General features: G+C 47.2%; 20 protein-coding genes. 10 read left to right on the forward strand and 10 right to left on the reverse strand.

Annotated features, from left to right (window positions below):
• The gene (locus OI18_RS06575) at positions 1-468 is read right to left on the reverse strand and encodes a DUF983 domain-containing protein (RefSeq protein ID WP_039138277.1); all 468 of its coding nucleotides are present in this window, start codon (positions 466-468) and stop codon (positions 1-3) included.
• Positions 469-511: 43 nt separating this feature from the next.
• On the opposite strand from OI18_RS06575, the gene OI18_RS06580 reads away from it, so the two are divergent.
• Positions 512-1,324 (forward strand): CHAD domain-containing protein, encoded by an 813-nt coding sequence (locus OI18_RS06580; RefSeq protein ID WP_039138279.1) that lies wholly within the window; start codon positions 512-514, stop codon positions 1,322-1,324.
• A 4-nt stretch (positions 1,325-1,328) separates the two neighbouring features.
• Here the strand turns inward: OI18_RS06580 and OI18_RS06585 are convergent, their stop codons facing one another.
• Both OI18_RS06585 and OI18_RS06590 read right to left on the reverse strand, forming a co-directional pair.
• A complete protein-coding gene (locus tag OI18_RS06585) occupies positions 1,329-2,606 on the reverse strand; it encodes a UDP-N-acetylmuramoyl-tripeptide--D-alanyl-D-alanine ligase (protein ID WP_039138280.1) in 1,278 nt (425 codons plus the stop codon).
• A 112-nt stretch (positions 2,607-2,718) separates the two neighbouring features.
• A complete protein-coding gene (locus tag OI18_RS06590) occupies positions 2,719-4,293 on the reverse strand; it encodes an SUMF1/EgtB/PvdO family nonheme iron enzyme (RefSeq protein WP_052272939.1) in 1,575 nt (524 codons plus the stop codon).
• A gap of 149 nt (positions 4,294-4,442) precedes the next feature.
• On the opposite strand from OI18_RS06590, the gene porU reads away from it, so the two are divergent.
• The 6 genes from porU to OI18_RS06620 all read left to right on the forward strand — a co-directional run bounded on the left by porU (position 4,443) and on the right by OI18_RS06620 (position 12,457).
• Positions 4,443-7,847 (forward strand): type IX secretion system sortase PorU, encoded by a 3,405-nt coding sequence (gene porU, locus OI18_RS06595; protein ID WP_039138282.1) that lies wholly within the window; start codon positions 4,443-4,445, stop codon positions 7,845-7,847.
• A 167-nt stretch (positions 7,848-8,014) separates the two neighbouring features.
• Positions 8,015-9,193, forward strand: a complete 1,179-nt coding sequence (gene porV / locus OI18_RS06600) for a type IX secretion system outer membrane channel protein PorV (RefSeq protein WP_052272940.1) — start codon at positions 8,015-8,017, stop codon at positions 9,191-9,193.
• A 102-nt stretch (positions 9,194-9,295) separates the two neighbouring features.
• A complete protein-coding gene (gene ispF / locus OI18_RS06605; RefSeq protein ID WP_039138283.1) occupies positions 9,296-9,787 on the forward strand; it encodes a 2-C-methyl-D-erythritol 2,4-cyclodiphosphate synthase in 492 nt (163 codons plus the stop codon).
• A gap of 35 nt (positions 9,788-9,822) precedes the next feature.
• Positions 9,823-10,260: a dUTP diphosphatase gene (gene dut, locus OI18_RS06610; RefSeq protein ID WP_039138284.1), complete on the forward strand. Its 438-nt coding sequence runs from the start codon at positions 9,823-9,825 to the stop codon at positions 10,258-10,260.
• Between the two features lie 3 nt (positions 10,261-10,263).
• On the forward strand, positions 10,264-11,079 hold the full coding sequence (lolB1, locus tag OI18_RS06615; protein WP_082037874.1) for a lipoprotein insertase outer membrane protein LolB1: 816 nt from the start codon (positions 10,264-10,266) through the stop codon (positions 11,077-11,079).
• A 49-nt stretch (positions 11,080-11,128) separates the two neighbouring features.
• Complete coding sequence (locus tag OI18_RS06620; RefSeq protein WP_052272942.1) at positions 11,129-12,457, forward strand: murein hydrolase activator EnvC family protein; 1,329 nt, start codon at positions 11,129-11,131, stop codon at positions 12,455-12,457.
• Positions 12,458-12,558: 101 nt separating this feature from the next.
• Here the strand turns inward: OI18_RS06620 and OI18_RS06625 are convergent, their stop codons facing one another.
• The 5 genes from OI18_RS06625 to bshA all read right to left on the reverse strand — a co-directional run bounded on the left by OI18_RS06625 (position 12,559) and on the right by bshA (position 21,485).
• On the reverse strand, positions 12,559-13,992 hold the full coding sequence (locus OI18_RS06625) for a SusD/RagB family nutrient-binding outer membrane lipoprotein (RefSeq protein ID WP_039138473.1): 1,434 nt from the start codon (positions 13,990-13,992) through the stop codon (positions 12,559-12,561).
• An 11-nt stretch (positions 13,993-14,003) separates the two neighbouring features.
• Positions 14,004-17,222, reverse strand: a complete 3,219-nt coding sequence (locus OI18_RS06630) for a SusC/RagA family TonB-linked outer membrane protein (RefSeq protein WP_039138286.1) — start codon at positions 17,220-17,222, stop codon at positions 14,004-14,006.
• A 278-nt stretch (positions 17,223-17,500) separates the two neighbouring features.
• Positions 17,501-18,898 (reverse strand): M16 family metallopeptidase, encoded by a 1,398-nt coding sequence (locus OI18_RS06635; protein ID WP_039138288.1) that lies wholly within the window; start codon positions 18,896-18,898, stop codon positions 17,501-17,503.
• Positions 18,895-20,265 carry a M16 family metallopeptidase gene (locus OI18_RS06640; protein ID WP_052272943.1) on the reverse strand — a complete coding sequence of 457 codons (1,371 nt, stop codon included), beginning with the start codon at positions 20,263-20,265 and terminating at the stop codon, positions 18,895-18,897. Before OI18_RS06640 ends, OI18_RS06635 begins: the two co-directional genes overlap by 4 nt.
• 83 nt (positions 20,266-20,348) lie before the next feature.
• The gene (bshA, locus tag OI18_RS06645; RefSeq protein WP_039138289.1) at positions 20,349-21,485 is read right to left on the reverse strand and encodes an N-acetyl-alpha-D-glucosaminyl L-malate synthase BshA; all 1,137 of its coding nucleotides are present in this window, start codon (positions 21,483-21,485) and stop codon (positions 20,349-20,351) included.
• Positions 21,486-21,551: 66 nt separating this feature from the next.
• On the opposite strand from bshA, the gene OI18_RS06650 reads away from it, so the two are divergent.
• Positions 21,552-22,943 carry a M20/M25/M40 family metallo-hydrolase gene (locus OI18_RS06650; protein WP_039138293.1) on the forward strand — a complete coding sequence of 464 codons (1,392 nt, stop codon included), beginning with the start codon at positions 21,552-21,554 and terminating at the stop codon, positions 22,941-22,943.
• Positions 22,944-22,969: 26 nt separating this feature from the next.
• Complete coding sequence (locus tag OI18_RS06655; RefSeq protein ID WP_072038969.1) at positions 22,970-23,395, forward strand: hypothetical protein; 426 nt, start codon at positions 22,970-22,972, stop codon at positions 23,393-23,395.
• Between the two features lie 5 nt (positions 23,396-23,400).
• Here OI18_RS06655 and OI18_RS06660 read toward each other — a convergent pair whose 3' ends face one another.
• Positions 23,401-24,114 (reverse strand): SAM-dependent methyltransferase, encoded by a 714-nt coding sequence (locus OI18_RS06660; RefSeq protein ID WP_039138295.1) that lies wholly within the window; start codon positions 24,112-24,114, stop codon positions 23,401-23,403.
• Position 24,115: 1 nt separating this feature from the next.
• Entirely contained in the window at positions 24,116-24,892 is a 777-nt protein-coding gene (locus OI18_RS06665; RefSeq protein WP_039138297.1) for an EI24 domain-containing protein, read from the reverse strand.
• A gap of 56 nt (positions 24,893-24,948) precedes the next feature.
• On the opposite strand from OI18_RS06665, the gene OI18_RS06670 reads away from it, so the two are divergent.
• Positions 24,949-25,557, forward strand: a complete 609-nt coding sequence (locus tag OI18_RS06670; protein ID WP_039138299.1) for a DNA-3-methyladenine glycosylase — start codon at positions 24,949-24,951, stop codon at positions 25,555-25,557.
• The last annotated feature ends 1 nt before the right edge of the window (position 25,558 follow it).

Raw genomic sequence — 25,558 nt, forward strand, 5'->3', positions numbered from 1 at the left:
TTACCAGTTTTTCATATGGTCCGGCACCATCCTTTCGAGGGTGTGCCGGTCTATTTCCTTATCCTTCCAGTCAGGTTCAAACTTCACGAACCAGCTCAGCCAGAGTGACCGGGAAAGACGCATCAGTACAGGCTGAAGCACGATCATCAATACAGCATTGGTTATGCCCCAGTACAATACCCTGTAATCGCCATCCTGCAGGGAAAAGCCGATGAGGATCCACCAGGCAATGAAAGTTGCAATTGAAAAAGCGACAGTCAGGGCATAGCTCACATAGGCGGTACCATAATAAAACCCCACTTCTATTTCAGTTGGCTGACTACATACCGGGCAACGCTCGTTCATCTTTAGTACCTTTCCTAAAGTATATGGATTGGTCGATTCAAAGAGTCGTCCTTCACGGCAACGGGGACACCGGTTCGTCAATACAGTCTGCAGGTACCCCGGATAGCTGTTCTTCTCGGACATGGCTGGTTGAATTTTTGCAAAGTTACCAGATTTAATTCCTTGTATGGCTGCTAAATCTCCTTCGGGCCTGGGACAAACCTGTACAGACAAGCTGCATGAACTGCGGAAGGAGATGATTCATGAGCAGGAGAAAGAAGCCATTCACAAGTTCAGGGTAACCTATAAAAAAATGCGTGCACTGTTCAGGATGATGGATGTGCTGGAAAAGGGGCAGGGAATAAAAATCAAAAAAGGCTGGAAGAAAATTTACAGGGCTGCAGGTGCAGTACGCGATAACCAGTTGATGCAGGAGATGGCTGCCCAGCAATTCGGCCGCAAATCACTGGCGGAATTCCTGGAAGGGCAGGAGATATTACATAGCAAAAATCTCGCTGCAGTGTTGGATGATGTTGATCCCGGTAAAATGGATTTTCAGCAATGGAAACACCCGGCGGAGAAAGACTATGATTTCTATTTCCATGAGATGATCAGTGTATGGATGTTGCAGGTGCTGGAGCCTTTGTATGATGACAATCTACACGCATTGAGGAAGATCCTGAAAGATATAATGTACAACAAGGCATGGCTCGATGAAATGGAAGTGGAACCTTCGGCACTGTTAACCCTGCTGCCGGCAGATGAAATTGACAGGGTTCAGAAGCTACTGGGCGATAACCAGGATAGGGTAGTGCAGACCAATTTCATTCGCAAAATTGCCGTGCTGCCAATACTAAGCCGCGATTCGCAGATGCTGGAAGACTGGATTCAGCAATCCTTCAATAAATCGAAGGCAGACCGGCATGAGATAGAAAAAAATATCCGGGCACTTACTGCCCAGTTTTCTGCTGCAAACCGGAAAGCTTATTTGAAATCATGACATTCTATTGCAGCACTTTTTCCATTTGCATACTGCGTGAGCCTTTGATCAGCAGGTACGTGTTATTGAAGGTCTGACCGCGGAACCAGTCACGGGCCTCCGCACTGTTTTCAAGCTGAATAAAAGGATGTTTGATCTTCCGGAAATCGCCGCCGACAAGCACAACAGATTTCCAGTTAAATTTCTCAATGAAGGAAACTATTGCCCGGTGTTCATCAAGGCTTTCTTCACCAAGCTCTGCCATCGCTCCAAGCATCAGCACTTTATCTTCGGCGTGTAACCGCGCGAAGTTGTCAATGGCCGCACGCATGCTGCTGGGATTTGCATTGTAGGCATCCAGTATGAAATGATTACCGTTTATCTCCATCAGCTGTGACCGGTTATTGGAAGGATGGTAGGCTTCAATGGCTTCCCGGATAAGCTTATCACTGATCCGGAAACTCTTACCGACCGTAACTGCAGCAAGCACATTCGGTAAGTTATAATCGCCTACGAGCTGCGTTTCAATGGCACCGGCTGAAGCGCCGGAATCGATCATTACTTTCAGGAAAGGTTCGCTCTGTAATGCGTGACCTGTTACTTCACCAGCAGTGACGCCATAATTGTGGATGACGGGAATTCCTTCACTCATTTGCCTGAGGTGCATATCATCCCATAAAACAAACGCAGTGCCTTTCGTGGCCCGCAGGTAATCAAATAGTTCTCCCTTTCCTTTCCTGACTCCTTCCACACCGCCAAAGCCTTCAAGGTGCGCCTTACCAACATTGGTGATCAATCCGTGTGTTGGTTCAGTGAACCTGCAGTAACTCTCAATTTCTTTCTGGTGATTGGCGCCCATTTCGATGACAGCCATTTCAGCATCAGCTTTGATTCGAAGTATGGTAAGGGGGATTCCGATATGGTTATTCAGGTTGCCTTCAGTTGTATAAGTCCGGTAGGCGGCAGATAGCACAACATGAACCAGTTCCTTGGTAGTTGTTTTCCCGTTGCTGCCGGTTATGGCAATGAAGGGTATATCAAACTGTTTGCGGTGGTGCAGCGCGAGCAGCTGGAGGGTGGTCAGCACGTCCTCTACCAATATAGTGCGATCGCCGGTGTGATACTCCGCTTCATCGATGATGGCATAAGCAGCTCCTGCGTCTAATGCTGACTGTGCAAATTTGTTTCCATTGAACTGGTCGCCTTTAAGTGCGAAAAAAAGGTCGCCCTGTTTTAGCTTCCGGGTGTCTGTCTGTACGGAAGGATATTGAAGATAGATCTGGTAGAGTTGTGAAATGGCCATGGGCAAAGAAAAGTAAAAAGTGAAAAGTAAAAAGTAAAAATTGTGGGAGCATTCCAGAAACAAAAAAGCCATTCCGACCGGAATGGCTTTTTTGTTTTGGCTATCTTATCCCTTAGCGTTTGCGGGAGTTTTGTCTTCTTGGTTTGTAGTTGATACCGGTCTTGCGGCCGTTACCTTCAGGACTACCTACGCGGTCCATAGCACAACGGAAACCTACAGTGCTGCTTGCCACGTCTTCTTCCATGAATCGACGGGTACCAGGGCTCAGCCAATAAGCGCGATCATTCCAGCTTCCGCCTTTGATCACCCTGCTCTTGTCGCTGATCAGTGTAGTAAGACCGTAGCCGTAGTTCACGCCCTGCAGCAGTGAGTCACCATCGAGGTAGTTGATGACATTACCTTTCTGGTAGTTACGACGGTTTTTGCTTTCTTCATCAGTAACGAAACGGTTCTTGATACGACCAAGGCTGTCTCTTTCAATGGCACCGGTAGCACTGTCTTTGTAAACAGTCTCGTAACGGTTACCACGATAAGGAGCAACATCATCAACGTCTGTCAGAGACAACGGACGATAAACGTCGGCAGTCCACTCGTTAACGTTACCGCTCATGTTATAGATACCGAATCCGTTCGGGTAGAAGGAGGTAACCGGTGCAGTGTACACAGCGCGGTCGTTCAGACCACCTGCAACACCCATGTTATCACCGGAACCGCGCTTGAAGTTAGCGAGGAATGTACCCTGCCAGCTTCCGCGGCGTGTATCACGCATTCCGTTCACGTTATTGCTCCAGGAATAAACTTGCTTGTTGGCGATAAGTTCCTCACCACGCTTTCCTTCTTTCTTGGAAGGTTGCGGGTTCTGGTTTACATAACCAAGGGCAGCATATTCCCACTCAGCTTCTGTCGGAAGGCGATAGCCTGGTAACAGGATCCCGTCTTCGAAAGTAACGTTGGTACGTGGTGTACCGTTGGGGTTCTTAAGTGTGTTCTTTTTAGAACGGGCAGCTTTACCAGGAGTAGCCTGGAATTCACCTGCCAGGTATGATTTGGTGTTGAAGTTTTCTTCAGCGATACCACTGATGTTCTTCAGTGATTTTTCGTTGATGAAACCTCTTTTGATCAGTTCAAGTTCGTTTACCCTGTCGGTTCTCCAGAGACAGAAATCGTTCGCCTGTTTCCAGGTTACACCTACAACAGGATAGTAGTTATATGACGGGTGGCGGAAATAATATTCAACCAGTGGCTCGTTATAAGCGAGTTCACTGCGCCAAACCAGCGTATCAGGAAGAGCTGCGTTACGGATCGCCTGGTGCTCATCACCATCAAACACATTATTGATCCAGTACAGGTATTCACGGTAGTGAACGTTGGCCACTTCCGATTTGTCAATGTAGAAAGAGTTAACTGTTACACGGCGGGGAGGGTTGTTCCAGTCACCCATTACATCTTCTTCAGAAGCACCCATGGTGAAGGTACCACCCTGAACGAAAACGAGACCCGGACCTGTCCGCTGCTCTTTTTCTTTGGAAACCTGGTAACCACCCTGGTTTTTATCATTATAGTTCCAGCCGGTTACATCTGATTTTTCCGGTTTCTTTTTAAACAATCCCCCGTTTTTACACGATGCCACCAGGACTGTGCAGGATACGAGAATCGTTAGGTTTTTCCAGTTCATATTGATAGCCATTTAAGCCGGTTTTAGACTGTAATAACGGGAGACAGTCCCGGTTATTGTGTATTTTTTGAAAAAGCTGACTGCGAATATAGCGAGATTACCAGTTCAAATGCCCCGTAGACACGCAAAAGGCCCGGGGATTATACTATTTTTGAAAGGCTATGCTGCTTACGCTGAGAATTGTATTGGTAACCATTTTCTTTTCTCTGTCCGGTTCCCTTTCCGCGCAGCGGCAATACTCTGCACATTCTGTCCTGGCCACCGGAAACTGGTTCCGGATCGCCATTCCGCACCATGGTATATACAAATTGGATGCCGCCTTCTTAAAGCATGCGGGAATATCGTTGCCATTTCCTTCAGCACAGCTCCGGATCTTCGGGAAGGCCGGCGGGCAGCCCGCTGAAGCCTGCGCATTGCCTTATGCTGACGACCTGCACGAACTGGCCATCGCCAGGGAAGATGGCGGTGACGGGATCTTTAATGACGGAGATCGTTTTATTTTTTACGCCGAAGGGGCAACCGGCTGGAAGCGGGATCCTGCCAATAAACGATTCACTGCAGTTCACAATCTTTATAGCGATTCAACCTACCTGTATGTGACTGTCGGTGGAGTGGGAAAAACAGTTGAAACCGGCGGAACTTCCGCGCCCGTTACTCACCAGGTCGATCATTATCAATACCGTTTCTATTACGAAAAAGATGCATTCAATCTTTTGTCGAGCGGGAAGGAATGGTACGGTGAAAGGTTTCTTGCCGGGGACGGAACAACAATAGCGATCGATCCGGCGATTCCCCAGTTGGCTCCCGGTGGAGCGGCCACACTGGTTTCCTCAGTTGCGGCAAGATCTGTCGGAAGTCCTTCAACTTTTGACATTAAATATGGTGGTGCACAGGTACTGGAACACAGCATCGCAGCCGTGGGATCTTCCGGACTTGATCTTTTTGCGCGGGATGACATCCGCGAAACAGATTTCATTCCCGGCGGGACTTCGGCGCTTAGCTACAGTTTTCAGTCTTCGAATGCCTCTGCGATGGGTTGGTTGAATAATGTAACAGTAATAGCAGATTGCCGGCTACAATATGCCAGGCAGCAACTCGGCTTCAGGACATGGGCAGGTGCCGGAACTGGCAGGGTTGCAAAATATCAATTGACTGGTGGAACCGGCAGTATGCAGGTATGGCGCGTAACGGAGCCCTTTGGCCCGGTGAAGATGGCGCTTACACTTAATGGCGGTGAAGCAGTGTTTACCGATGCACATGAAAACCCCGAGGAATACATTGCTTTCGAAGATGCCATGACACCGGTTTTTAAGGGTGCTGTCCCCAACCAGGATTTGCACGGGGCAGCAATTCCTCAAATGGTGATCGTTACTCATCCCGGCTTAGCAGCTGCCGCCAACCGGCTTGCTTCCTGGCACCGGCAGCACGATGGAATTTCAAGTCTTGTCGTGAATGCAGAACAGGTGTTTAATGAGTTTTCCGGGGGACAACCCAACCCTGTTGCCATCCGTGATTTCATCAAAATGTTATATGATCGTGCTGGAGGAAACAGTGAGAATGCACCACGTTATCTATTATTATTAGGCGACGCCAGCTACGACTTTAAATACCGGATCCCCGGAAATAACAATAAGGTCCCGACATACCAGGGCAGCTATTCACTTGATCCCCTCGCCACCTATGCAAGTGATGACTTCTTCGGTTTCCTCGATGATCATGAGGACATTAATTCAGGGCTGGTGACAAATCTTCTCGACATCGGTATCGGGCGGATCCCGGTGGAAACCGAAACCGTGGCAAATGATTATATAGACAAGGTGATCATGTATCATGATCCGTCCGCAAGAGGTGCATGGCGGAATGATCTCACCTTCATTGCAGATGATGAAGACTTCAATCTGCACGTCCAGGATGCGGAGGAACTTGTATCCCGTTCCCTTGCGGAAAACAACAGGTTCCTGGCTGACAAGATCTATCTCGACGCTTTCCGGCAGTCGGGTGATGCGGCAGGAGCGCGTTACCCGGCAGTTAACCAGGCAATCAGCGACAGGATGCAGCGTGGAACACTCATCTGGAATTACAGCGGACATGGCAGCTACAGGCGCCTTGCAGAAGAAGTTGTACTGGAACAGCCGATAGTTGACGCCTGGGACCAGAAAGGCCGCCTGCCGTTATTTGTAACCGCGACCTGCGATTTCGCGCCCTATGATAATCCTGCCATCAGCTCACTGGGGGAATACCTGCTGGTAAAACCGCGGGCGGGTGCCATTGCGCTGATGACGACCACGAGACTGGTATTTTCCTTCAGCAACCGTATCATGAATGCTAATTACCTGGAAGCAGCCCTCCAGCGGCTCCCCGAAGGTAGGTACCGGACTCTGGGAGAAGCGGTCATGGTTGCGAAGAACATTACCTACCAGCGATCAGGCGATGTATTCAATAACCTGAAATTCACACTGCTTGGAGATCCGGCATTGACATTGGCCTTTCCCCGGTATGATGTGGTGACTACTCATATAAATGATAAGGCTGTTTCTTCAACAGCCGATACGGTTAACGCATTACAGAAAATCACCATCAAAGGCATGGTGACTGACGGCAACGGGCAACCGAAACCAGGTTTTAACGGTACTGTGTTCCCGCTGGTGATGGACCAGTCATATGAAAAGCAGACACTGGCCAATGATGCCACGAGCTTGAAGCAGGATTTCGAAGCCCAGGACCGGTACCTGTTTAAAGGCAAGGCAACAGTTAAGAACGGCTTATTCAGCTTCTCTTTCGTGGTGCCGAAAGATGTTACCTATACAGCCGGAAGAATGAGGATCAGTTATTATGCAATGGACAGTCTCACAGATGCACATGGCGCATATGACCGGCTCGTGGTTGCAGGATCGGATGTGCCACCCGCGGACAGGGAAGGCCCCCAAATCAATGCCTGGCTCAATGACAGCAGTTTCCACGATGGTGGACTTTCTTCCGAAACGCCGGCACTTCTGCTCCACCTGCAGGACACGTCAGGCATCAATATTTTAGGAAACGGGATCGGGCATGATATTACAGTTATGATTGATGAGGATCCATCACATATATATATACTGAATGGATTTTTCGAGGCAGATACCGACACCTATCGCAGCGGCAGCCTCGTTTTCCGGTTGCCGGAATTGAAAGAGGGTAAGCATAAAATGCGGATCAAGGCCTGGGATGTGCTGAATAACAGCAATGAATATGACCTGAATTTCATGGTCAGATCAAGGAACAACCTGGTGTTGGGAGAGTCGCGTGTGTGGCCCAACCCTTCGGCAGGACCGGTTCGTTTTATGATCGAACACAACAATGATGGTAGTATCCTTGACACTGAAATACAGTTGTTTTCAATGAATGGCAGTTTCGTAAAAACCCTTAAGGGTACAATAATTGCCTATGGTAACCGTTCCTACATGGATTGGAACGGCAAGGATAACAGGGGTAATCCTGTTTCGCCTGGTATTTATGTATACAGGATCATTGTCAGAACAGCAGATGGCCGGCAGGCTATTGCGGTGAAGAAACTGGTCAGGTTATAGTGAATTGTATTTTTTATTATTATTTTAGCGGCTTATAGAGAAATATTTACCCAAAGATCTTATTGAAACGACCAGGCAACCCTGAACTGTTCAAAGGGTAATATCTCTTTGTGTTATACGGGCCAATCGGGCGTTTCATGTGAATCAAAAACGAAAGAAACCATCACATGAAACTAAAGTCTCTCAAACTGACTTTAATGTTGTTCGCTGGCGGACTCCTTACTGGTGAAGCTTTTTCACAGAGTAATGCACCCACCGAAATCAATGTCGTAACTACTGCAGTTCCCTTTTTGCGCATATCTCCTGATGCCCGTTCCGGTGGAATGGGTGAAGTTGGAATAGCCACGTCGCCTGATGTTAACTCTCCCTTCTGGAACCTTGCCAAAACCCCTTTTAATGAAAGTAAGGGTGCGGTTGGCCTGACCTATACGCCATGGCTCAAACGGCTTGGGCTAAACGATGTATACCTGGCATCACTAAGCGGTTACTATAAACTTGATGACATCCAGGCTATCTCTACCTCCATGCGTTATTTTAACCTGGGGAATATTGTACTGACCGATTTCTCCGGCAATGATATCGGGAATACCCGTCCACGCGAATTTGGGGTGGATTTTGGTTACTCCCGCAAACTGTCTGATAAAGTCGGATTGGGAATCGCATTAAGATATATCTATTCCAACCTCGTTGGTGGACAGAACGTTAACGGTACTACCTACAAGGCCGGGAATTCAGTTGCAGGCGACCTGAGCTTCTATTATAATGGTGCAAACGAAGCTGGCAATGGTTTCTCTGCGGGAGCTACGCTTACCAACCTTGGAACCAAGATCGGTTATACTACCGATGCCAACCAGAAAGATTTCATTCCTGCCAACCTCGGACTTGGCGCTGCATATACCAAGGTATTTGACGAAAGCAATAAGATCACTTTCGGAATGGATTTCAATAAGTTAATGGTTCCTACTCCTCCTTTACAGGGCGACTCTGTGGGTCTTGCCGAATACCGGTCGAAGTCGGTGGTTAACAGCTGGTTCAGCTCTTTCACCGATGCACCGGGCGGTTTCAGCGAAGAACTGCGTGAGTGGACGATCTCTACCGGGGCGGAATACTGGTACCAGAACCAGTTTGCATTGCGTGCCGGTTATTTTTATGAGGACAAGACCAAAGGCAACCGGAAATATTTCACTCTTGGTGCCGGCCTCCGTTACAACGCATTCGGGTTAAACTTTGCGTATACAGTTCCTTCCGGCAGCGGTGTAAACCAGAATCCGCTTTCCAACACCCTCCGGTTCAGCCTGATCTTCGATTTCGGCGCTGGTGGCTCCGACACTCCGTCTGAAGAATAACAATATTTACAATCAAACTCTCATAAACGTCCCGCATCTTTGCCGGGACGTTTTTATTTCACCACCCGTCGGGTGCCACCCGACGGGTGAAATTTTTTTTGTATGTACAGAATAGGATTTGGAATTGACTTTCACCAGCTGGCCGAAGGGCGGGACCTGGTAATTGGCGGCACTACTATACCCCATCATAAAGGATCGCTTGGACACAGCGATGCAGATGTGCTGTTGCATGCCATTTGTGATGCCATGCTTGGTGCACTGGCACTCGGCGATATCGGCATGCATTTTCCCAATAACGATCCGGCCTATAAAGGCATCGACAGCAAGATCCTGCTTAAAAAATGTTATGAGCTGGTACAGGCGAAAGGGTACAGCGTGGTAAATGTCGACAGTACAGTTTGCCTCGAAGCGCCGAAGATCATGAAATATGCGCCTGCCATGAGGGAAATAATTTCAACATTGCTTCAGGTGACCATTGACGATATTTCCATTAAAGCAACTACAACCGAAACAATGGGGTTTGCAGGAAGGGAAGAGGGACTGGTAGCTTATGCGTCGGTCTTGCTCACTAAAACGGGTACCCCTGCTGCCTGAGGCTTAATTGGCCGGTAAAAATTACCTTTGCGCCCATGATCAACGTCAGAATAATAAATACTTCTTCGCATCCCCTGCCTGCCTATGCCACTGCTGGATCGTCAGGAATGGACCTCCGGGCATCGATAACGTCGCCGATACAACTGCAGCCACTGGAAAGATCGTTAGTACCTACCGGATTGTTCATTGAACTTCCGATTGGCTATGAAGCCCAGGTAAGGCCAAGAAGCGGCCTGGCCATTAAACAGGGCATCACCTGCCTGAATACACCGGGCACGATTGATGCAGACTACCGGGGAGAAATCAAGGTAATCCTGATCAACCTTTCCAATGAAGAACAGACCATTATGCCTGGCGACCGCATTGCGCAAATGGTGGTTCAGCAGGTTGAACAGGTTAGCTGGGTGGAAGTGGAATCCCTTTCTTCAACGGAACGGAATGCCGGCGGATTCGGACATACGGGTAAATCTTAACTGATGACAAGGCAGATATTTTTTTTTACAATAATTATAGCGTTGGCAGCCATAGGTTGTCGTACCACGAAAAAGATCAATACGGTTATCAGCAAAAAAGATTCGGCGCAGATCGTGCTGGTAGACTCACGTGCTGATTCCCTGCGGATGATTGATACCCTGATGATGGGTGTTGAAAAGAACCGGATCAATTACCAGACCTTTTCCGCGAAGATGAAAATGGATTACTGGGACAAAGACGGGAAGGGTCCGGACCTGACGGTATTCATCAGGATGCGGAAAGACAGCCTGATCTGGGTATCCATCAACGCGACTGTGTTCAGTTATGAGGCCTTCAGGGTATTGATCACGCCCGACAGTGTGAAGCTGCTGAATAAAAAGGATAAGGTAGTGCAATTGAGATCAGTGAACTACCTGCAGGAGGTTGCGGGCATTCCCTTTGATTTTAAAACACTGCAGGACCTGATCATCGGCAATCCCATCTTTATTGACTCAAATATTGTTTCCTATAAAAACGAAGCCAATACGATTTCACTGCTCAGTATTGGTGGTATGTTCAAAAACCTGATCACGGTAAATAAAGAAAGTTTCCTCGTTCAACACATCAAGCTCGATGATGTGAATGTTACCCGGAACCGGACCTGCAACCTGTCGTACAGCGGATATAATGGTGTTGCCGGCTTCCCGTTTGCCACATTCCGGAAAATAAGTCTCGCAGAGAAGTCAAAAATTGACGTCGAGCTTGAGTACAAGCAATTCAGCTTTAACGAAAGTTTAAACTACCCTTTCTCGGTTCCGAAAAATTATACGGTGCAGTAATCGTTAGGGGATTTATATTTGAACACATTCGTCCACTAATCGAAAAAGCATGATCAGAAAAATTCTTCTTTCCCTGGTATTACTGGCCTCTTTTGCTATTACCAGGGCCCAGAGCAGTGCAGAACTGAAGAAGAAGCAGGCAGAGATACAGCAGGAAATTGATGAGCTTCGCCAACAGCTGGACCAGACCAAGAAATACAAACGCCAGAGCCTGAGCGAACTGAACCTTGTTCAGAAGAAACTAAGGCTGCGGGAATCCCAGATCCGGAACATCAATAACCAGATCGAACTGATCCAGGGAAATATCAACCAGAACTGGCGTGATATTGTAAAGCTCAGGGCTGAACTCGACACCCTGAAAATGCAATACCAGGAGAGTGTGGTTTACGCATATATGAACAGGAGCAACTACGACTTCCTGAACTTTATTTTTTCCGCCGGCAGTTTCAACGATGCGCTTAAGCGTATGGCTTACCTGAAGTCATATCGCTCATATCGTGAGCAACAGGCTACCAACTATCGCAATACGTGGACACAGCTGCAGCAGAAGATCGATGGACTAAACAAAAACAAGGCGGAGAAGAGTGCGGCACTTGACGAGCAAAACAAACAGTTCAAAGTACTCGCTGACGAGAAAAAGGAAAAGGATGCCGTAGTATCAAAGATCAAAAGCCAGGAAAAGGAACTGCTGAACGATATGGCAGCCAAAAGGAAGCAGGATGCCAGGTTGAAAAATGCAATCAGTGCGGCAATCAGGCGCGAAATAGCCGAGGCTAAAAAGCGGGCAGCTGCAGAGAGGGAAAAAAAGGAAAAGGAGGACGCAGCCAAAAGAGCTGCAGCCGCAAAAGAAGAAAAGAAAGATAATGCAGAAACTGGCAAGTCAACCGCAGCAACGCGTCCGGAAAAACCTGCAAAGGAAAATAAGCCGTTAAGTGTACTTGAAAGCAGTGAAGACGTGAAGCTTGTTTCGGATAATTTCGAAAAGAACAGGGGCAGCCTCCCGTGGCCGGTGAATGCTGGAAGGATAGCAATGGGCTTTGGGCGGCAAAAATATGAAGGTCTGTCTGTGGATTATGACAATCCGGGCATAACGATCGAAGCAGATGCGGGAAGTTCGGTGAAGGCAGTATTTGATGGGGAAGTGGTATCAGTAATTTCGGTTGGACCAGTTCAGGGTGTGATCATGAGGCATGGAAAATATTTTACTACTTACAGTAATCTTTCATCGGTAGCCGTAGGAAAAGGTAACCAGGTTAAGATCGGCCAGGTGATCGGAAAACTCGATGAAAAAGATAGCGGCCGCGGTGAGCTTGAGTTTATTATAACGAACGACAAAAACACCAACCTAAACCCGGAACATTGGTTACGGCACAAGTGATGGCAGGCATCTTATAAAAGCAAAAGCAACCATATCGGTTGCTTTTGTTTTTCTCAATTAAAGAACAGATGCTTCATCCCGTCACAAAAAATTTGTTTGAATCAGTTCACATCCCAGAACAGTTTAATGTTGGTCTTATCGAGTCCACCTGGTAATTTACCTTTTGCTGACTCCCAGTTAGCCGTATTCAGGTTTTGTTCAGCAACCGGGTAAGTATACCTCCACGGAATCGGTTCAACAGTAGTAGGAGGCGCAACCAGGTCAGGAACATCAAATCGACGCCACTCTGTCCATGCTTCCCATCCCCTGTCATATAAGGCGAACCACTTCTGCATTCCGATCTTTTCCCTCCAGTCTCCTGATGCAGTAGCATAATTCACCTGCGGGTTGGCGAGGTAGGAAGAGATATCTTCTACCGGAACACCCCAGGAAGCCATTGCATTGGTTAACGCGTTATTATAATGTTCTTCCGCAGATCCACCAACTGCAAAGCCTCTTTCTACTGCTTCTGCAAGCAGGAATTCCACATCATAATAAGTAAGCAGTGGTGACGGGAAATCAGGCTCTGTTGATGCTTCTGAAGGCTGGGAATAAGAATTATAGTTGTTATTGGTGCCATAAATGCCACCCTTATAACCTCCCACATCCGGAACTTCAGTAAAATATACTCCGAGTCTGGGATCGTCTATATCCACCAGCGCATCCAGGAATGTGTTTGCCGCAACAAAATCATTCCGGCCGCTCTGAACCAGTTCTTCCCATACAGGATTGTGATTCGGTGGCGCACCCAGGTACTGGAAGGTCAGGTCGTCGGCTGATGAAGTAAATACTCCCCCGGCCACTGCAGATTCGACTGCCGCACGGGCTTTCCCTTCATCAACATCAGCCAGCAGCATACCCAGTTTCAGTTTAAGACTATTACCATATTTCACCCATTGTGCCATATCACCACCGTAAAAGAGATCGGCATCACCGAAGCCTTCTTCATCAACATTGATCGATGAAATAGCAGCTGTGAGCCTTGCGAGCAGGTCATCCATTACTGTTGCAGCATCATCATATTGAGGTTGCAGGTTTTCAAATGTGAGTGCCTGTGTATATGGGATATCGCCGTATGTATTTACCAAAACGGAATAAGCATGAACCGTGAGGATCTCATTCATGGCCAGCTGGTTTGCTTTGACAACCGGGTCAAGCAGCTGGTCTTCATTCACGAGTTTTGTTGATTCATTCAGGTCTTTCAACACGTCACGATAAATGGCATTCCAGAAATTCTGGGGAATATTCCGTGTGTTGAGGTCATACTGGCTTTCGTCGGGATAAGTTGTCTGTGCCCATTGCTGTGCCAATAGCCTGAAGATATTTGAGTTTACGTTCGGAGTTGTCATCGCATCTGCAAATTCTTTTTCAGCATTCGTCAACAATGAACCTGGCGGCACTACGGTCGCTTGTTTCTGCGGATCGTTCAGGTTTTTGGTACATGAAGGAGCAACAAGGACCAGGAAAGCGCTTATAATTATGAATATCTTTTTCATGTTCATAAGTTTTAAAATTTAAGACGCAGGTTGAATCCAATGTTGCGGGTTGTTGGATAAGCTCCACCCTGGTACCCCTGGAGGTTTCCTGAGCTGAGACCTTCTTCAGGATCAGCATAAGGAAGATTCTTGTCTATGATCCAAAGGTTCCTTCCAATAATTGAAAAATCAATTCCCTTAAATCCTTTGATTTTGCTCAGTATTGATTTCGGGATGGAATAGGTAATTGCAACTTCACGCAATTTGACAAAACCGGCGTCGTAAACGAATCCTGCTGCAGGTTGATAACGATAGCCAAATGCACCGTAGTTGATTGCTTCTACCCTGATGTCATTGGGTTTACCATCAGGTAGTACACCCGGACGAATGATACCTCCACCTTCCGCGATCGGGCTACGCAATGGATTACCGAGGTCATTCAGCCCTGCTGTTTCTTCAGGCATACCAGTTGAGAGGCCATAATACATATCGAGTGAAAATATATCGCCGCCCTTTTTTATGTCAATGAGGAAACTGAGTGAAAAGTCTTTGTACTTTAATGTGTTTTGAACGCCACCGATCCAGTCAGGATTAGCGTTACCTATCACTTCATTGCTCGTTGCCGAGAACATGTAACGACCAGTAGAAGGATCTATGATTGGCTTGCCATTTTCATGGTAAACAAAGTTAGCTCCGCGGATGGTTCCGTATGGTTCACCCTTTGTTGCATTAATGGAAACACCACCCTGGAAGTTTGCAAGCAGGATGTTATCCACCACGTTGCCAAATTCATCCGTATAGATATCTATTACTTCGTTCCTGTTCCGGGTGAAGTTGAGGTTGAGTGTCCAGCTGAAATTCCTGTTTTTCACAGGAACGAAGAACGCTGATGCTTCCCAACCCTGGTTTTGTACATCCCCGGTGTTAATGTACCTGTTCGCATATCCTGTGGCAGAAGATACGGCAACGGGCACGATCTGGTTGATGGTATTTGTCCGGTAGTAGGACACATCAAATCCCAGCCGGCTGTTCAGGAAAGCCATTTCAAGGCCGATTTCCTTACTGCGGGTGCGTTCCGGTTTCAACTCGGGGTTGTTCTTTGTAGGTGCTACAGAGAATAGCGGAATGCCATTGTAGGGAGTTGGTTTGTCATATACGTCCTGTATACTGAGCGGAGGTGCATCAGCACCAACCTCTGCATAGTTTGCACGTAGCTTACCATAACTCAGCCAGTCAGGCTGAACAAGCTTTGAAAACACAAAGCCCAAAGAAACAGAAGGATACCAATACACGTCATTATCGTCAGGTAATGTACTGGACTGGTCACGGCGAATGCTTCCTTCCAGGAAAACCATGTCACGCCAACCAAAACTCGCCTGTGCAAACACGCCACCAACCTCTATTTCCTTAAGCTCTTCGGTTGGTGCTTCAATCGGGTTAATGGAGTTGGAGAGCGAATACAGCCTTGGAACATACAATCCACCGTTCGTTGTAGAAAGAGTAGATTCCAGCTTGCTCCTGCGCAGGTTAGCTCCCACAAGTCCTTTCAGGCTGATGTCGTCGGTAAGGTTTGTGTTCGCATTCACGATGAGGTCATAGTTGTACTCCTGCCAGCTGCGATTGAACTTACTGTATTTGGAAACATCTATTGAACCAACTGCAATGCGTTCTTCCTGTTGTTCATTGTAATTGTCGAGTGTAACACGTCCCATTACATTCAGCCAATCTGTGATTTTGTAGTTTGCTGTGATGTTCCCGAACCAGCGGATGCGGGAGTCATTCTCATAGTTTTCGTAACGTGTCCAGTAAGGGTTGTCCCAATAGATCGGAACGAGGTCTGCAGGGTCCGCCCAGTTCCAGGTGATGTTCTGAAGGTTCCTCTTATATGCAGCTTCCTGTTCATTTATGTCAACATTCATCTGCCACCACTGGCGGAAACCGCCCATCAGGTTCTTTGAATCGTACCCCGTACCATAACGGCCATAGCCATCAACTTTCGAGAAGTTGATGCTACCGGAAACAGAAAACTTATCAGTAACATTATACTGAGCACCCAGGTTTACCAGGTCCTTGTTCAGCTTACTGTTGGGAAGTATTCCCTTGTCAGTATTTTTTGTATAACCCAGCTTGAACCATCCCCTGTCATTACCTCCGTCGAACACGACGCTATTGCTTGTTGTAAGCGCATCGCGGAAGAAATCGATCGGAGTTGAATTGGCAACCTGCCATGGACGAGCTTTCCCAAAGTTGGGTCCTGCCTGGTCGAAAGCATCCCACTGGTACACCATTAGGTTCGGGTCGAATCGTGCACCATAAGAAGCATCTTCACTTGTTGGAGTAACCAGGTCCTTGGTTCCATCGCCGTTGATATCGCGATAAAGGAACTGGCCTGAAGGATCTTCATAATAGTGACCATATCCTCCGCCATATAATTTCTGGTGCGTGATAAAAGTTTCTTTATCGACCTTTCCAATTGTGATACCGGTGTTGACCGTAATACCAAGCCCCCTGGAACCTTTTTTTGTTGTGATCATGACCACACCATTGGATGCACGTGAACCATAGAGTGCAGTTGCTGCTGCGCCCTTCAGCACGTTCACTGATTCGATATCATCAGGGTTGATGTCTGCCGCTGCATTACCATAATCGTAGCCTCCGCGGCCGGTACGTTGATCCTGTGTGTTTGTATTTGAGTTATCGAATGGAACACCATCAACAACAAACAATGCCTGGTTTGAGCCACTCAATGTTTTTGAACCACGGATCACGATATTGGTTGAACCGCCCATGGAGTTGTTGCGGTTAACCTGTACACCGGAGACTTTACCTGAAAGTGAGTTGACGAAATTATTATCTCGTGCGCGGGTGATATCTTCGCTGTTTACTTTCTGTGCAGCATAGCCTAACTCGTTCTTACTTCTTCTTATACCCAAAGCGGTTACAACAACTTCACTTAAACTGCTCGTTGATTTCATTGTAACAGGAACGACTGTCTGATCGCCTACTGCCACCTCAAATGTTTCGAAACTTGTTGCTGAAACCTGTAGTGTAGATCCGGCAGGAACTTCAATCTTAAAGTTCCCCTCCTGGTCGGCAGCTACCCCCGCTGAGCTGCCTTTGACTTTTACAGATGCAAAGGGAACAGGATTTCCTTTGTCATCTTTCACCTGACCCGTAATAGTACGGGTTTGTCCGTACGCTAAAGCTCCCACAAGCAATAGCGTCAATAGGATTGACGAAATCTTTCTCATGTTCGTTTAGTTTTGATTAGAAAAACGGGATAGCATCTGTTAAGGACATGCAAATTCTGTACGAGGCTTATCCAGTGGGCGCTACAGGGTAAAAATATTTTTTCCATGAACGCCGCATCATGATCGCGGGCATTCTTTAAGTCGAATCGGGGAATTTTATGTACACGATGAAACGCAGCAGGGACGCTGATTTCAGCGCCCCTGCATATTGAAATTATCTTGTCCGTTTTACGATCGTTGGCGTGCAAACATCAACAAGGAAATATTTGCATTTTTTACTAAAATGCTTTTTTTACGGCACGCGTTTTTTTGATTTCTTCTAATTGATTGTCTATCTGTTTTTTATCTCCGACAAGTACCAGTGTCATGTCTTCATACCTTAAATGTTTTTTTGTCATGTTTTGTACCTGTTGCGGAGTAACTGAATAAATATCCTTTATCCTGTTGGTAAGGTAACTGTCCTTTAAACTATTCATGTCAATGAAAACCAATTGATCTATAATGCCATCCGCACTTGAATTGGTCAGCACAAAACTTCCTGCTTCATAGTTCTGAATTCCTTTAAGTTCTTCTATATCAGGAGCTTTCTCCTGTAGCCCGCGTATTTCCTTACTGATCTCTGCCAAAGATGCAGCAGTATGTTCACTGGTAACGTCAGCTTTCTCATACCAAACCGCCATTTTCTGCCTGTTCTGGATGGTACTGTACGGGCTGTAGGTATAGCCCTTATCTTCACGGATGTTCCTCGTGATCCTTGATCCGAATGATCCACCCAGCAGTGAGTTCGTTATTTCGAGTTGGGTGTATTCGGCACTTTTGGGATCAGGCACGGGGGTTCCAAGGAGGATGACCGTCTGCGGGGCATCGGGCCTCTCCACTATAGCTATTTCATTGCTGCGTTGCTGAACAGCGGGAGGGTAATTAATCGCTGGTCCTTTTGTCCAGGATGAGAAGCTTTTTGTGATCGACTGCTCAACCGCCTTCTGGTCAAAATTACCGGCGATATAAATTGAGCTGCGCTGTGCGCCAAAATTATCAGCATAGAACTTTTTTGCCTTCTCAACGGAAAGCGCCGCCAGCATTTCTTCAGTAGGTAGCTTGTTACTATAAGGATGGTCGCCGTAGATCATCGTGAAGAACTTTTCAGAAGCCTGGGCGTCAGGTTGTGCCTTCCGCACGCTGAGATCGCGTTTAAGGTCGTTTTTAAGCCGATCTGCCGAGGATGCGGGAAATGCCGGATCGGTTACCAGTTCGGCAAGAAGGCCCAGGAATTCAGGCGCAAATTCAGCCAATACGGAACCGCCGATCGAAATCGTTTCCATACCCACACTGACAGTCAGGCGTCCGCCCATTGCAGCAACTTTTTTCGAGAGACTGGCGAGATCGTTTTTTGTACTGCCTTCCTCCAGGAATTTGCCTGTGTATTTTGCCAGCCACCGGGCGACTTTTGGTTCATGTACCTGGCCGGTCCGGATCACAAGTTCCACTGTTACTTTAGGAATATTGCCATACGGGATCATGGTCGCTTTCATTCCATTCGGGAGCTCCATCTTTTTATAGACAGGTAGTTTGAAATCTTTGGGTTTGCCGGCAGGTGGCAATGTTTCCTGGGCAAATGAAAGCAGGCCGGTTGTTGTTACGGCAAGGCAGGTGAGTATGCTGGTAATTACTTTCATTTTGATTCTTTTTTTGCTGGTTCTGTGATCAGGATAGTACGGTTGCCGGGAGTCAGGTAGGTACTGATTGTTTTACGCACCAGTTCCGGGGTGACCTGCCTGAATTCCTGCTCAAGGGAATTCACCCTCGACGGGTTATCATCGAACAGGGCGAAGCATGCCAGCATATCTGCCAGACCGATGCCATAAAAGCCACCAAGGTTATCATACAGGAATGAGCGCATTTTCACCATTGCAAGTTTTATCGACTCATCACTCACTTCCTTCCCGATGTCAGCAATGGCAAGGTCAACCTGGGTAATAATGGAGTCTGAAGGAACAGTGCCGTCATAAATCAGGTCGGTCATCCACAACATAGGTCCGTTGTAATTGAACATGTTGCCGAGGTAGTTGATGCCACCGTTTACATTGGCAGTTATCCCTTTTTGTTGTACAAGCCTGTGGTAAAGCCTGCTGTCTTTTCCTTTTACGAGTAATTGATCAATAAGCCCCATTGCATAATATTCCGGCGTATTGCGCGGCGGCATTTTATATGCGATGGCAATGGCAGGTTTATTGATGAGCGCGTCTTCTTTAGTGAATCGTTTTTCCTTCTGTTGTACAGGTTCGGCCAGGTCAGGAGTTGAAGGCAGTGTTGACGATGGTATGGCCGAAAAATACTTCTCTATCCATTTTTTTGCATCGGCTGTTTCAAAGTCTCCGACTATTACAAGTGCAGCATTGTTGGGAGCATAATAAGTTTCGAAGAACTTCTTTACATCATCAAGATTTGCGGAGTCGAGGTCTTTCAGATCGCCATAGAAATTGTGTGCATTGTACCAGTTTTCATTTGCATACTGCGGCATGTCGAGCCATGGAAAGCCTCCGTACGGGCGGTTGAGAACGTTAACTTTTACTTCATTTTTCACCACGCCCTGTTGGTTCGTGAGTGAGGCCTGGTTCAGGTCGAGTCCTTTCATCCTGTCGGCTTCAGCCCAGAGGATGGGTTCGAGCATATGTGCCGGCATCACTTCGAAATAGTTGGTAAAGTCAAATCTTGTTGACCCGTTGTTGAAGCCGCCATTCCTTTCAGTAAGTTTATCGAATTCGCCCTTTGGGAAATTCTTTGATCCCTGGAACATCATGTGTTCGAAGAGATGTGCGAAGCCTGTCCGGTTCTTCGGCTCAATCCGGAAGCCAATGTTATAGTAAACCGCCACCGTCACAATTGGCGCATGTTTATCTGGTGAGAGAACCACTTTAAGACCGTTAGTCAGTTTGTAGTATTCCACCGGGATGGTCATGCCTTTCTGGGCCCCTGCAGCAAGTGGAGCAATGAACAACAGAAAAATAACCCGGACTAATAACCTGGTAAATGAATGTGTCATTCGCAATAAGATTGTAACCTAATATATGTTATTTATTCTTACTGCGAAGGGGGGAATCAATGAACGGTGATTACCTGTTGTGATCAGACTGTGGCAATGCAGTCGCAGAACCTGTTGTACAGCTTTTCATAACGGGGAACAATGTGGTGGATATCAAAACGGTCGCTCTGGTCCATCGCGTTCTTTTTGAAACTGCTGAGAAGCTCTTTGTTACTGAGTAGTTCAATGGCATGGCGGCTCATCGTTTCCACATCGCCCACAGGAGCCAGGAAACCGGTTTCGCCGTGAACATTGATTTCCGGCAGTCCCCCGGCATTGGTACTGATCACGGGAACTCCAGCAGCCATCGCTTCAAGTGCAGCAAGGCCGAAACTTTCGTATTCGGAAGTCAAAAGGAAAAGGTCGGAGATAGCGAGGATTTCTTCAATTTGTTCCTGTTTCCCGACAAACCTGATCTCATCGAACACGCCCAGTTCGCGGCTCAGGCTTTCAGCAACCGGACGTTCGGGTCCGTCGCCCACAAACAGCAATTTGCTCGGAACTTTTTTTACCACATTGCTGAATATGCGAACCACATCTTCGATCCGCTTCACTTTCCTGAAGTTGGAAGCATGCAGCAGGATGCGCTCGCCAGAGGGTGCAATTACCCGCCTGAATGCATCGATGCCTTTCTTTCGGAACCGTGCCACATCAACAAAGTTGTGAATCACTTCAATGTCTTTTTCAATGCGGAAGGACCTGTAGGTTTCTTCACGCAGGTTATTGGACACTGCAGTAATGGCATCACTTTCATTTATGGAAAATGTTACGACTGGAGCATAGGTCTTATCCCTCCCAACCAGTGTAATGTCGGTGCCATGAAGTGTGGTAATGACAGGGATCGAGATACCTGCTTTCATCACGATCTGTTTGGCCATAAAAGCAGCTGAGGCGTGAGGAATGGCATAATGCACATGTAGCAGGTCAAGCCGGTTATTCATGATCACATCAACCATTGTGCTAGCCAGCGCCGTTTCATATGGGGGATAGTCGAAGAGGGGATAAGTGGGAACCCTGACTTCATGATAAAAGATATTTGCATTGAATTCGTTCAGGCGTACGGGTTGCTGGTATGTGATGAAGTGCACCTGGTGACCTTTATCTGCAAGGGCTTTTCCGAGCTCGGTTGCCAAAACACCACTACCGCCAAAAGTGGGGTAGCAAACGATTCCAATGCGCATAGGCGTAAAAAATTGGTTGTGAAGGTAATGGATAAAAATGTTTAGCTAATTTTAAAAAAACACCACATGAAAGGATTTGTTTGGTTGGCGGCTTTATTATTTAGCCAGGCTGTAGCAGCACAACACCAGGAAGATTCTGTTTTCTTCAGAAAACTGGCGGATGATGTGCTTAGTTCGCCAGTAGCTTATGAGAACCTCCGTGTACTGTGCAAATCGGTAGGCCCGAGGTTAGCAGGGTCTCCGGGGATGTATAAGGCTGAGGCCTGGGGCGCTGAGGCTTTGAAAGCTGCCGGTGCCGATAAAGTGTGGTTGCAGGAATGTATGGTGCCACACTGGGAAAGAGGTAAGGAAGAATCCTGGTACACCATTGGTGCAGTTGGCGGCAAAGCCGAGAAGAACAGGCTCGACATCCTGGCACTGGGAAATTCTGTCGGCACAAACCAGGATGGAATTTACCTGCCTGCAATTCTTATTGAAGATTTCAAAGACCTGGATGCAAAGAAGGACCTGGTCAAGGGGAAAATAGTAGTATATAACAACATCTTCAATCCCCGTAACCTGTCAACCGGAAAATCTTATGGTGAATCCGGAGCATACCGCCGCCAGGGACCAAGCCTGGCCGCGAAATACGGTGCTGCTGCCGTAATGATCAGGTCCGTTTCTGCCTCTGCCGATAATCATCCCCATACAGGCACTACTTCATATGATTCCACATACCCGAAAATTCCTGCTGCTGCCATCGGGTTGAAAGATGCAGACAAACTGATAGGCTTGCTCCGGTCAGGAAAGGAAGTCAAGATCTTCTATCGCAGTGAAGCACGGTTCCATCCTGATGCCAAAGGGCACAATGTAATTGGTGAGATCACCGGGTCTGAATTCCCCGACCGCTTTATAACAGTAGGCGGGCACCTCGACTCCTGGGACCCGGCTGAAGGCGCTCATGATGATGGGGCAGGTTGCGTTCATTCCATTGAAGTATTGCGTGCATTGAAGGCCAGTGGATATAAGCCAAAGCATACGATACGGATAGTGTTGTTTGCCAACGAAGAGAATGGACTCCGTGGTGGTAACAAATATGCAGAGGAAGCAAAAGGGAAAGCTGAAAAACATGTATTTGCCCTCGAAAGTGATGCTGGTGGATTCACTCCGCGCAGTTTCGGCTTTACGTTGGCGAAAGATAAACTCGAAAGGATCCGGGCCTGGGTGCCGCTGTTTGTTCCTTATGGTGTGTACCAGTTCAGCGATGGTGGTGGTGGCGCCGACATAGGTCCATTGAACAGGTTATTAGGCACGCCCCTGGCCGGGCTGTCGCCTGATGGCTCGAGATATTTTGACCTGCATCATGCAAGGAATGATGTGTTCGAGCAGGTAAACAAAAGGGAACTTGATATGGGCGCCCTGAACATGACGATGTTGATTTACATGATCGATAAGTACGGGTTGGAAAGTAAAAATTAATTTTAAAATCTAAAATAGTACAGCTTATGAGAAGGTTCCTGGGTTTCGTTTTGCTCGTACTCCTGGTAATCGGTGGAGGATTCTTCTATTGGAGATACTACTGGGTCTTTGGGGAAGGTGTAAAGGCCGGTGAGCTTAATTTCCTGGTAAAGAAAGGTTACATTTTCAAGACATTCGAGGGGAAGATGATCCAGTCCGGATTCCGTAGCGGTGTTACAGGAAGCATCCAGTCTTATGAGTTCGAGTTTTCGGTAACCAACCAGCAGATAGCTGACCAGCTTATGCACAATAGCGGAAAGGAATTCGAACTTCATTATCGTGAATACCTTGGCGCTATTCCCTGGCGGGGAAATTCAAATTATGTAGTTGACAGCATTTTATCGATGCGGATGCCGGGCGGTGGCCCCATAATAAATTCCAAGCCGGCTGCAGGTCCAGGCCAATCCGAATAACAGGTTTATCCTGCATGCAAAAGGAAGATCGCCGGTCGTTTATGGATATCTATTTTGTTGGATTTCCAGTTTTTTATGGAACGGGTAATAACGAACTCATTTGCGCCGGTCAGGTCAACGGCGATGCATAGCCGCGTATCCGGCTTGCATTGCGCAAGCATGGCTTCTACAAGCTGGTTGTTGCGGTAAGGGGTTTCAATAAAGATCTGTGTACAATTGTTCTTTGCTGATTCTGTTTCCAGGTCTTTCAGCATTTTATTCCGATGGGCATTATCGATCGGGAGGTAGCCATTGAACCGGAACTGTTGCCCGTTCATTCCACTGGCCATCAACGCAAGGAGAATGGAGCTTGGACCAACAAAAGGTTTTACAACTGCTCCCATTTGCTGCGCTATTGCGACCAGCACCTGCCCGGGATCCGCCACGCCGGGACAGCCAGCCTCGCTTATAATGCCAATGGTCTTACCCCTTTGAAGCTGCTGCCGGAAAGCCGTGCCCACTTCATCCTCAGCTTTATGAATTGCGAACCATTCGTAATTGTCGATCACCATTTCCTTCCACATCTGTTTAAGATATCTGCGCGCGCTACGCTCATTTTCTACAAAGAAAACCTGGCACTCACGGATGCCATTGAGGACATAAGCGGGAATGGGCTCAAGATTATTCTCGTCAAGGAATGTCGGAATGAGATACACGGTACCCAATGCACTGCTTGCCATATTACCTGATTTCAATTTGACGTACACCTTCTATCTGCCGCACACTAAGCGTTGCAGCAACTACCGCATAGGTTGGCGCAAGAATCCAGCCAATAACAGGAACGGCATGCATAAGATAAAAAAGCAGTCCATTTCCTATTGCAAGGCCTTTATGGTCACTGATAAAACGAATGCTTTCTGCCGGCGACAATCGTCTGCGTTCACAGCTATAATCGACCATGGAAAAACCATAATAGTAACATTCGGAAAACAACGACAACATAGGGCTTACCCAGCCGACGACGGGTATAAACGAAAGTATCAGTATGGAGATGGTATATACTGCCTGCCAGAGCATGTTTCTTAAGGCAAGCCTAATGCCGCGGACAATATCCTTCATCAGTTGTGAAAAGCTGAAAGGAAAATCACGCCCTTCTATAATAGATTCTGTTTTTTCACTCAGGTAGGCAAACAGGGGCGATCCGATAATCAGGAAAATATATTTGAAAAGCGAAAAATAAAAGAACACAAGCAGGAGCCTCACCATGATATTTCCCATCATAAAAAGAAAGGAAAGAAACGGACTTTTCTGTTCCTGCAGCCAGCGGTCGATGCCGATAATATTGCTCAGGTAATTAACTGCGGAATTACTCGAAATGATAAAAAAATACATGCCTGTCACAAACAGCAACATGTACAGGATTCCGGGCAGGATTATCCACCGCCATAGTTTATGTTCCCTGATGAAGTTGTGAGCCTTGATATAACACTCAATAGCAATAATGATCTCTTTTAGCAAGCTGGACAGGTTTTAGCGGCCTAAATTTATTACATTGAGTTAAGACATGGCTGAAAATGATGACAAAATTGCCGCCGGTTTTTTTTGAAAGACCTGATGTTGTCCAGGTTGCACGTGAATTGATCGGGAAAATTTTGCTCACCCGGTTCGATGGCATCGTAACGAGTGGCCGTATAGTGGAAACTGAAGCATATAACGGTGTTGTGGACCGGGCATCGCATGCGTATAAAGGTCGTCGTACCGCAAGAACCGAAACAATGTATAGCGCCGGTGGCGTTGCGTATGTTTATCTCTGTTATGGAATTCATCACCTGTTCAATGTGGTCACAAATATTAAGGACGTACCTCATGCAGTGCTTATCCGTGGTATTGAACCGGTGGAAGGTGTGGAGCAGATGCTGGACAGGATGCGTAAACTGAAATTAGATCATACAGTGGGAAGGGGACCGGGGAATGTTTCGCGGGCGCTGGGAATTTCAACGGAGCATACCGGAAATTCGTTGCAGGAGGAAATCAGCATCTGGGATGATGGGTTTGTGTTGAAGCCATCAGATATTATTGCGTCTCCACGGATTGGAATTGATTATGCCGGGGAGGATGCGACCTTACCGTACCGTTTTTACCAGAAAGGAAACCGGCACGTCAGCGGAAAAGGAAATAAGTAAA

The sequence above is a fragment of the Flavihumibacter solisilvae genome (assembly GCF_000814475.1).
Taxonomy (GTDB): domain Bacteria; phylum Bacteroidota; class Bacteroidia; order Chitinophagales; family Chitinophagaceae; genus Flavihumibacter; species Flavihumibacter solisilvae.

Bases quoted from the DNA above. Each gene is read 5' to 3' on its own strand.
- OI18_RS06575 (WP_039138277.1), bottom strand. From the start codon at position 468: ATGTCCGAGAAGAACAGCTATCCGGGGTACCTGCAGACTGTATTGACG.
- OI18_RS06580 (WP_039138279.1), top strand. From the start codon at position 512: ATGGCTGCTAAATCTCCTTCGGGCCTGGGACAAACCTGTACAGACAAG.
- OI18_RS06585 (WP_039138280.1), bottom strand. From the start codon at position 2,606: ATGGCCATTTCACAACTCTACCAGATCTATCTTCAATATCCTTCCGTA.
- OI18_RS06590 (WP_052272939.1), bottom strand. From the start codon at position 4,293: ATGGCTATCAATATGAACTGGAAAAACCTAACGATTCTCGTATCCTGC.
- porU (WP_039138282.1), top strand. From the start codon at position 4,443: ATGCTGCTTACGCTGAGAATTGTATTGGTAACCATTTTCTTTTCTCTG.
- porV (WP_052272940.1), top strand. From the start codon at position 8,015: ATGAAACTAAAGTCTCTCAAACTGACTTTAATGTTGTTCGCTGGCGGA.
- ispF (WP_039138283.1), top strand. From the start codon at position 9,296: ATGTACAGAATAGGATTTGGAATTGACTTTCACCAGCTGGCCGAAGGG.
- dut (WP_039138284.1), top strand. From the start codon at position 9,823: ATGATCAACGTCAGAATAATAAATACTTCTTCGCATCCCCTGCCTGCC.
- lolB1 (WP_082037874.1), top strand. From the start codon at position 10,264: ATGACAAGGCAGATATTTTTTTTTACAATAATTATAGCGTTGGCAGCC.
- OI18_RS06620 (WP_052272942.1), top strand. From the start codon at position 11,129: ATGATCAGAAAAATTCTTCTTTCCCTGGTATTACTGGCCTCTTTTGCT.
- OI18_RS06625 (WP_039138473.1), bottom strand. From the start codon at position 13,992: ATGAAAAAGATATTCATAATTATAAGCGCTTTCCTGGTCCTTGTTGCT.
- OI18_RS06630 (WP_039138286.1), bottom strand. From the start codon at position 17,222: ATGAGAAAGATTTCGTCAATCCTATTGACGCTATTGCTTGTGGGAGCT.
- OI18_RS06635 (WP_039138288.1), bottom strand. From the start codon at position 18,898: ATGAAAGTAATTACCAGCATACTCACCTGCCTTGCCGTAACAACAACC.
- OI18_RS06640 (WP_052272943.1), bottom strand. From the start codon at position 20,265: ATGACACATTCATTTACCAGGTTATTAGTCCGGGTTATTTTTCTGTTG.
- bshA (WP_039138289.1), bottom strand. From the start codon at position 21,485: ATGCGCATTGGAATCGTTTGCTACCCCACTTTTGGCGGTAGTGGTGTT.
- OI18_RS06650 (WP_039138293.1), top strand. From the start codon at position 21,552: ATGAAAGGATTTGTTTGGTTGGCGGCTTTATTATTTAGCCAGGCTGTA.
- OI18_RS06655 (WP_072038969.1), top strand. From the start codon at position 22,970: ATGAGAAGGTTCCTGGGTTTCGTTTTGCTCGTACTCCTGGTAATCGGT.
- OI18_RS06660 (WP_039138295.1), bottom strand. From the start codon at position 24,114: ATGGCAAGCAGTGCATTGGGTACCGTGTATCTCATTCCGACATTCCTT.
- OI18_RS06670 (WP_039138299.1), top strand. From the start codon at position 24,949: ATGATGACAAAATTGCCGCCGGTTTTTTTTGAAAGACCTGATGTTGTC.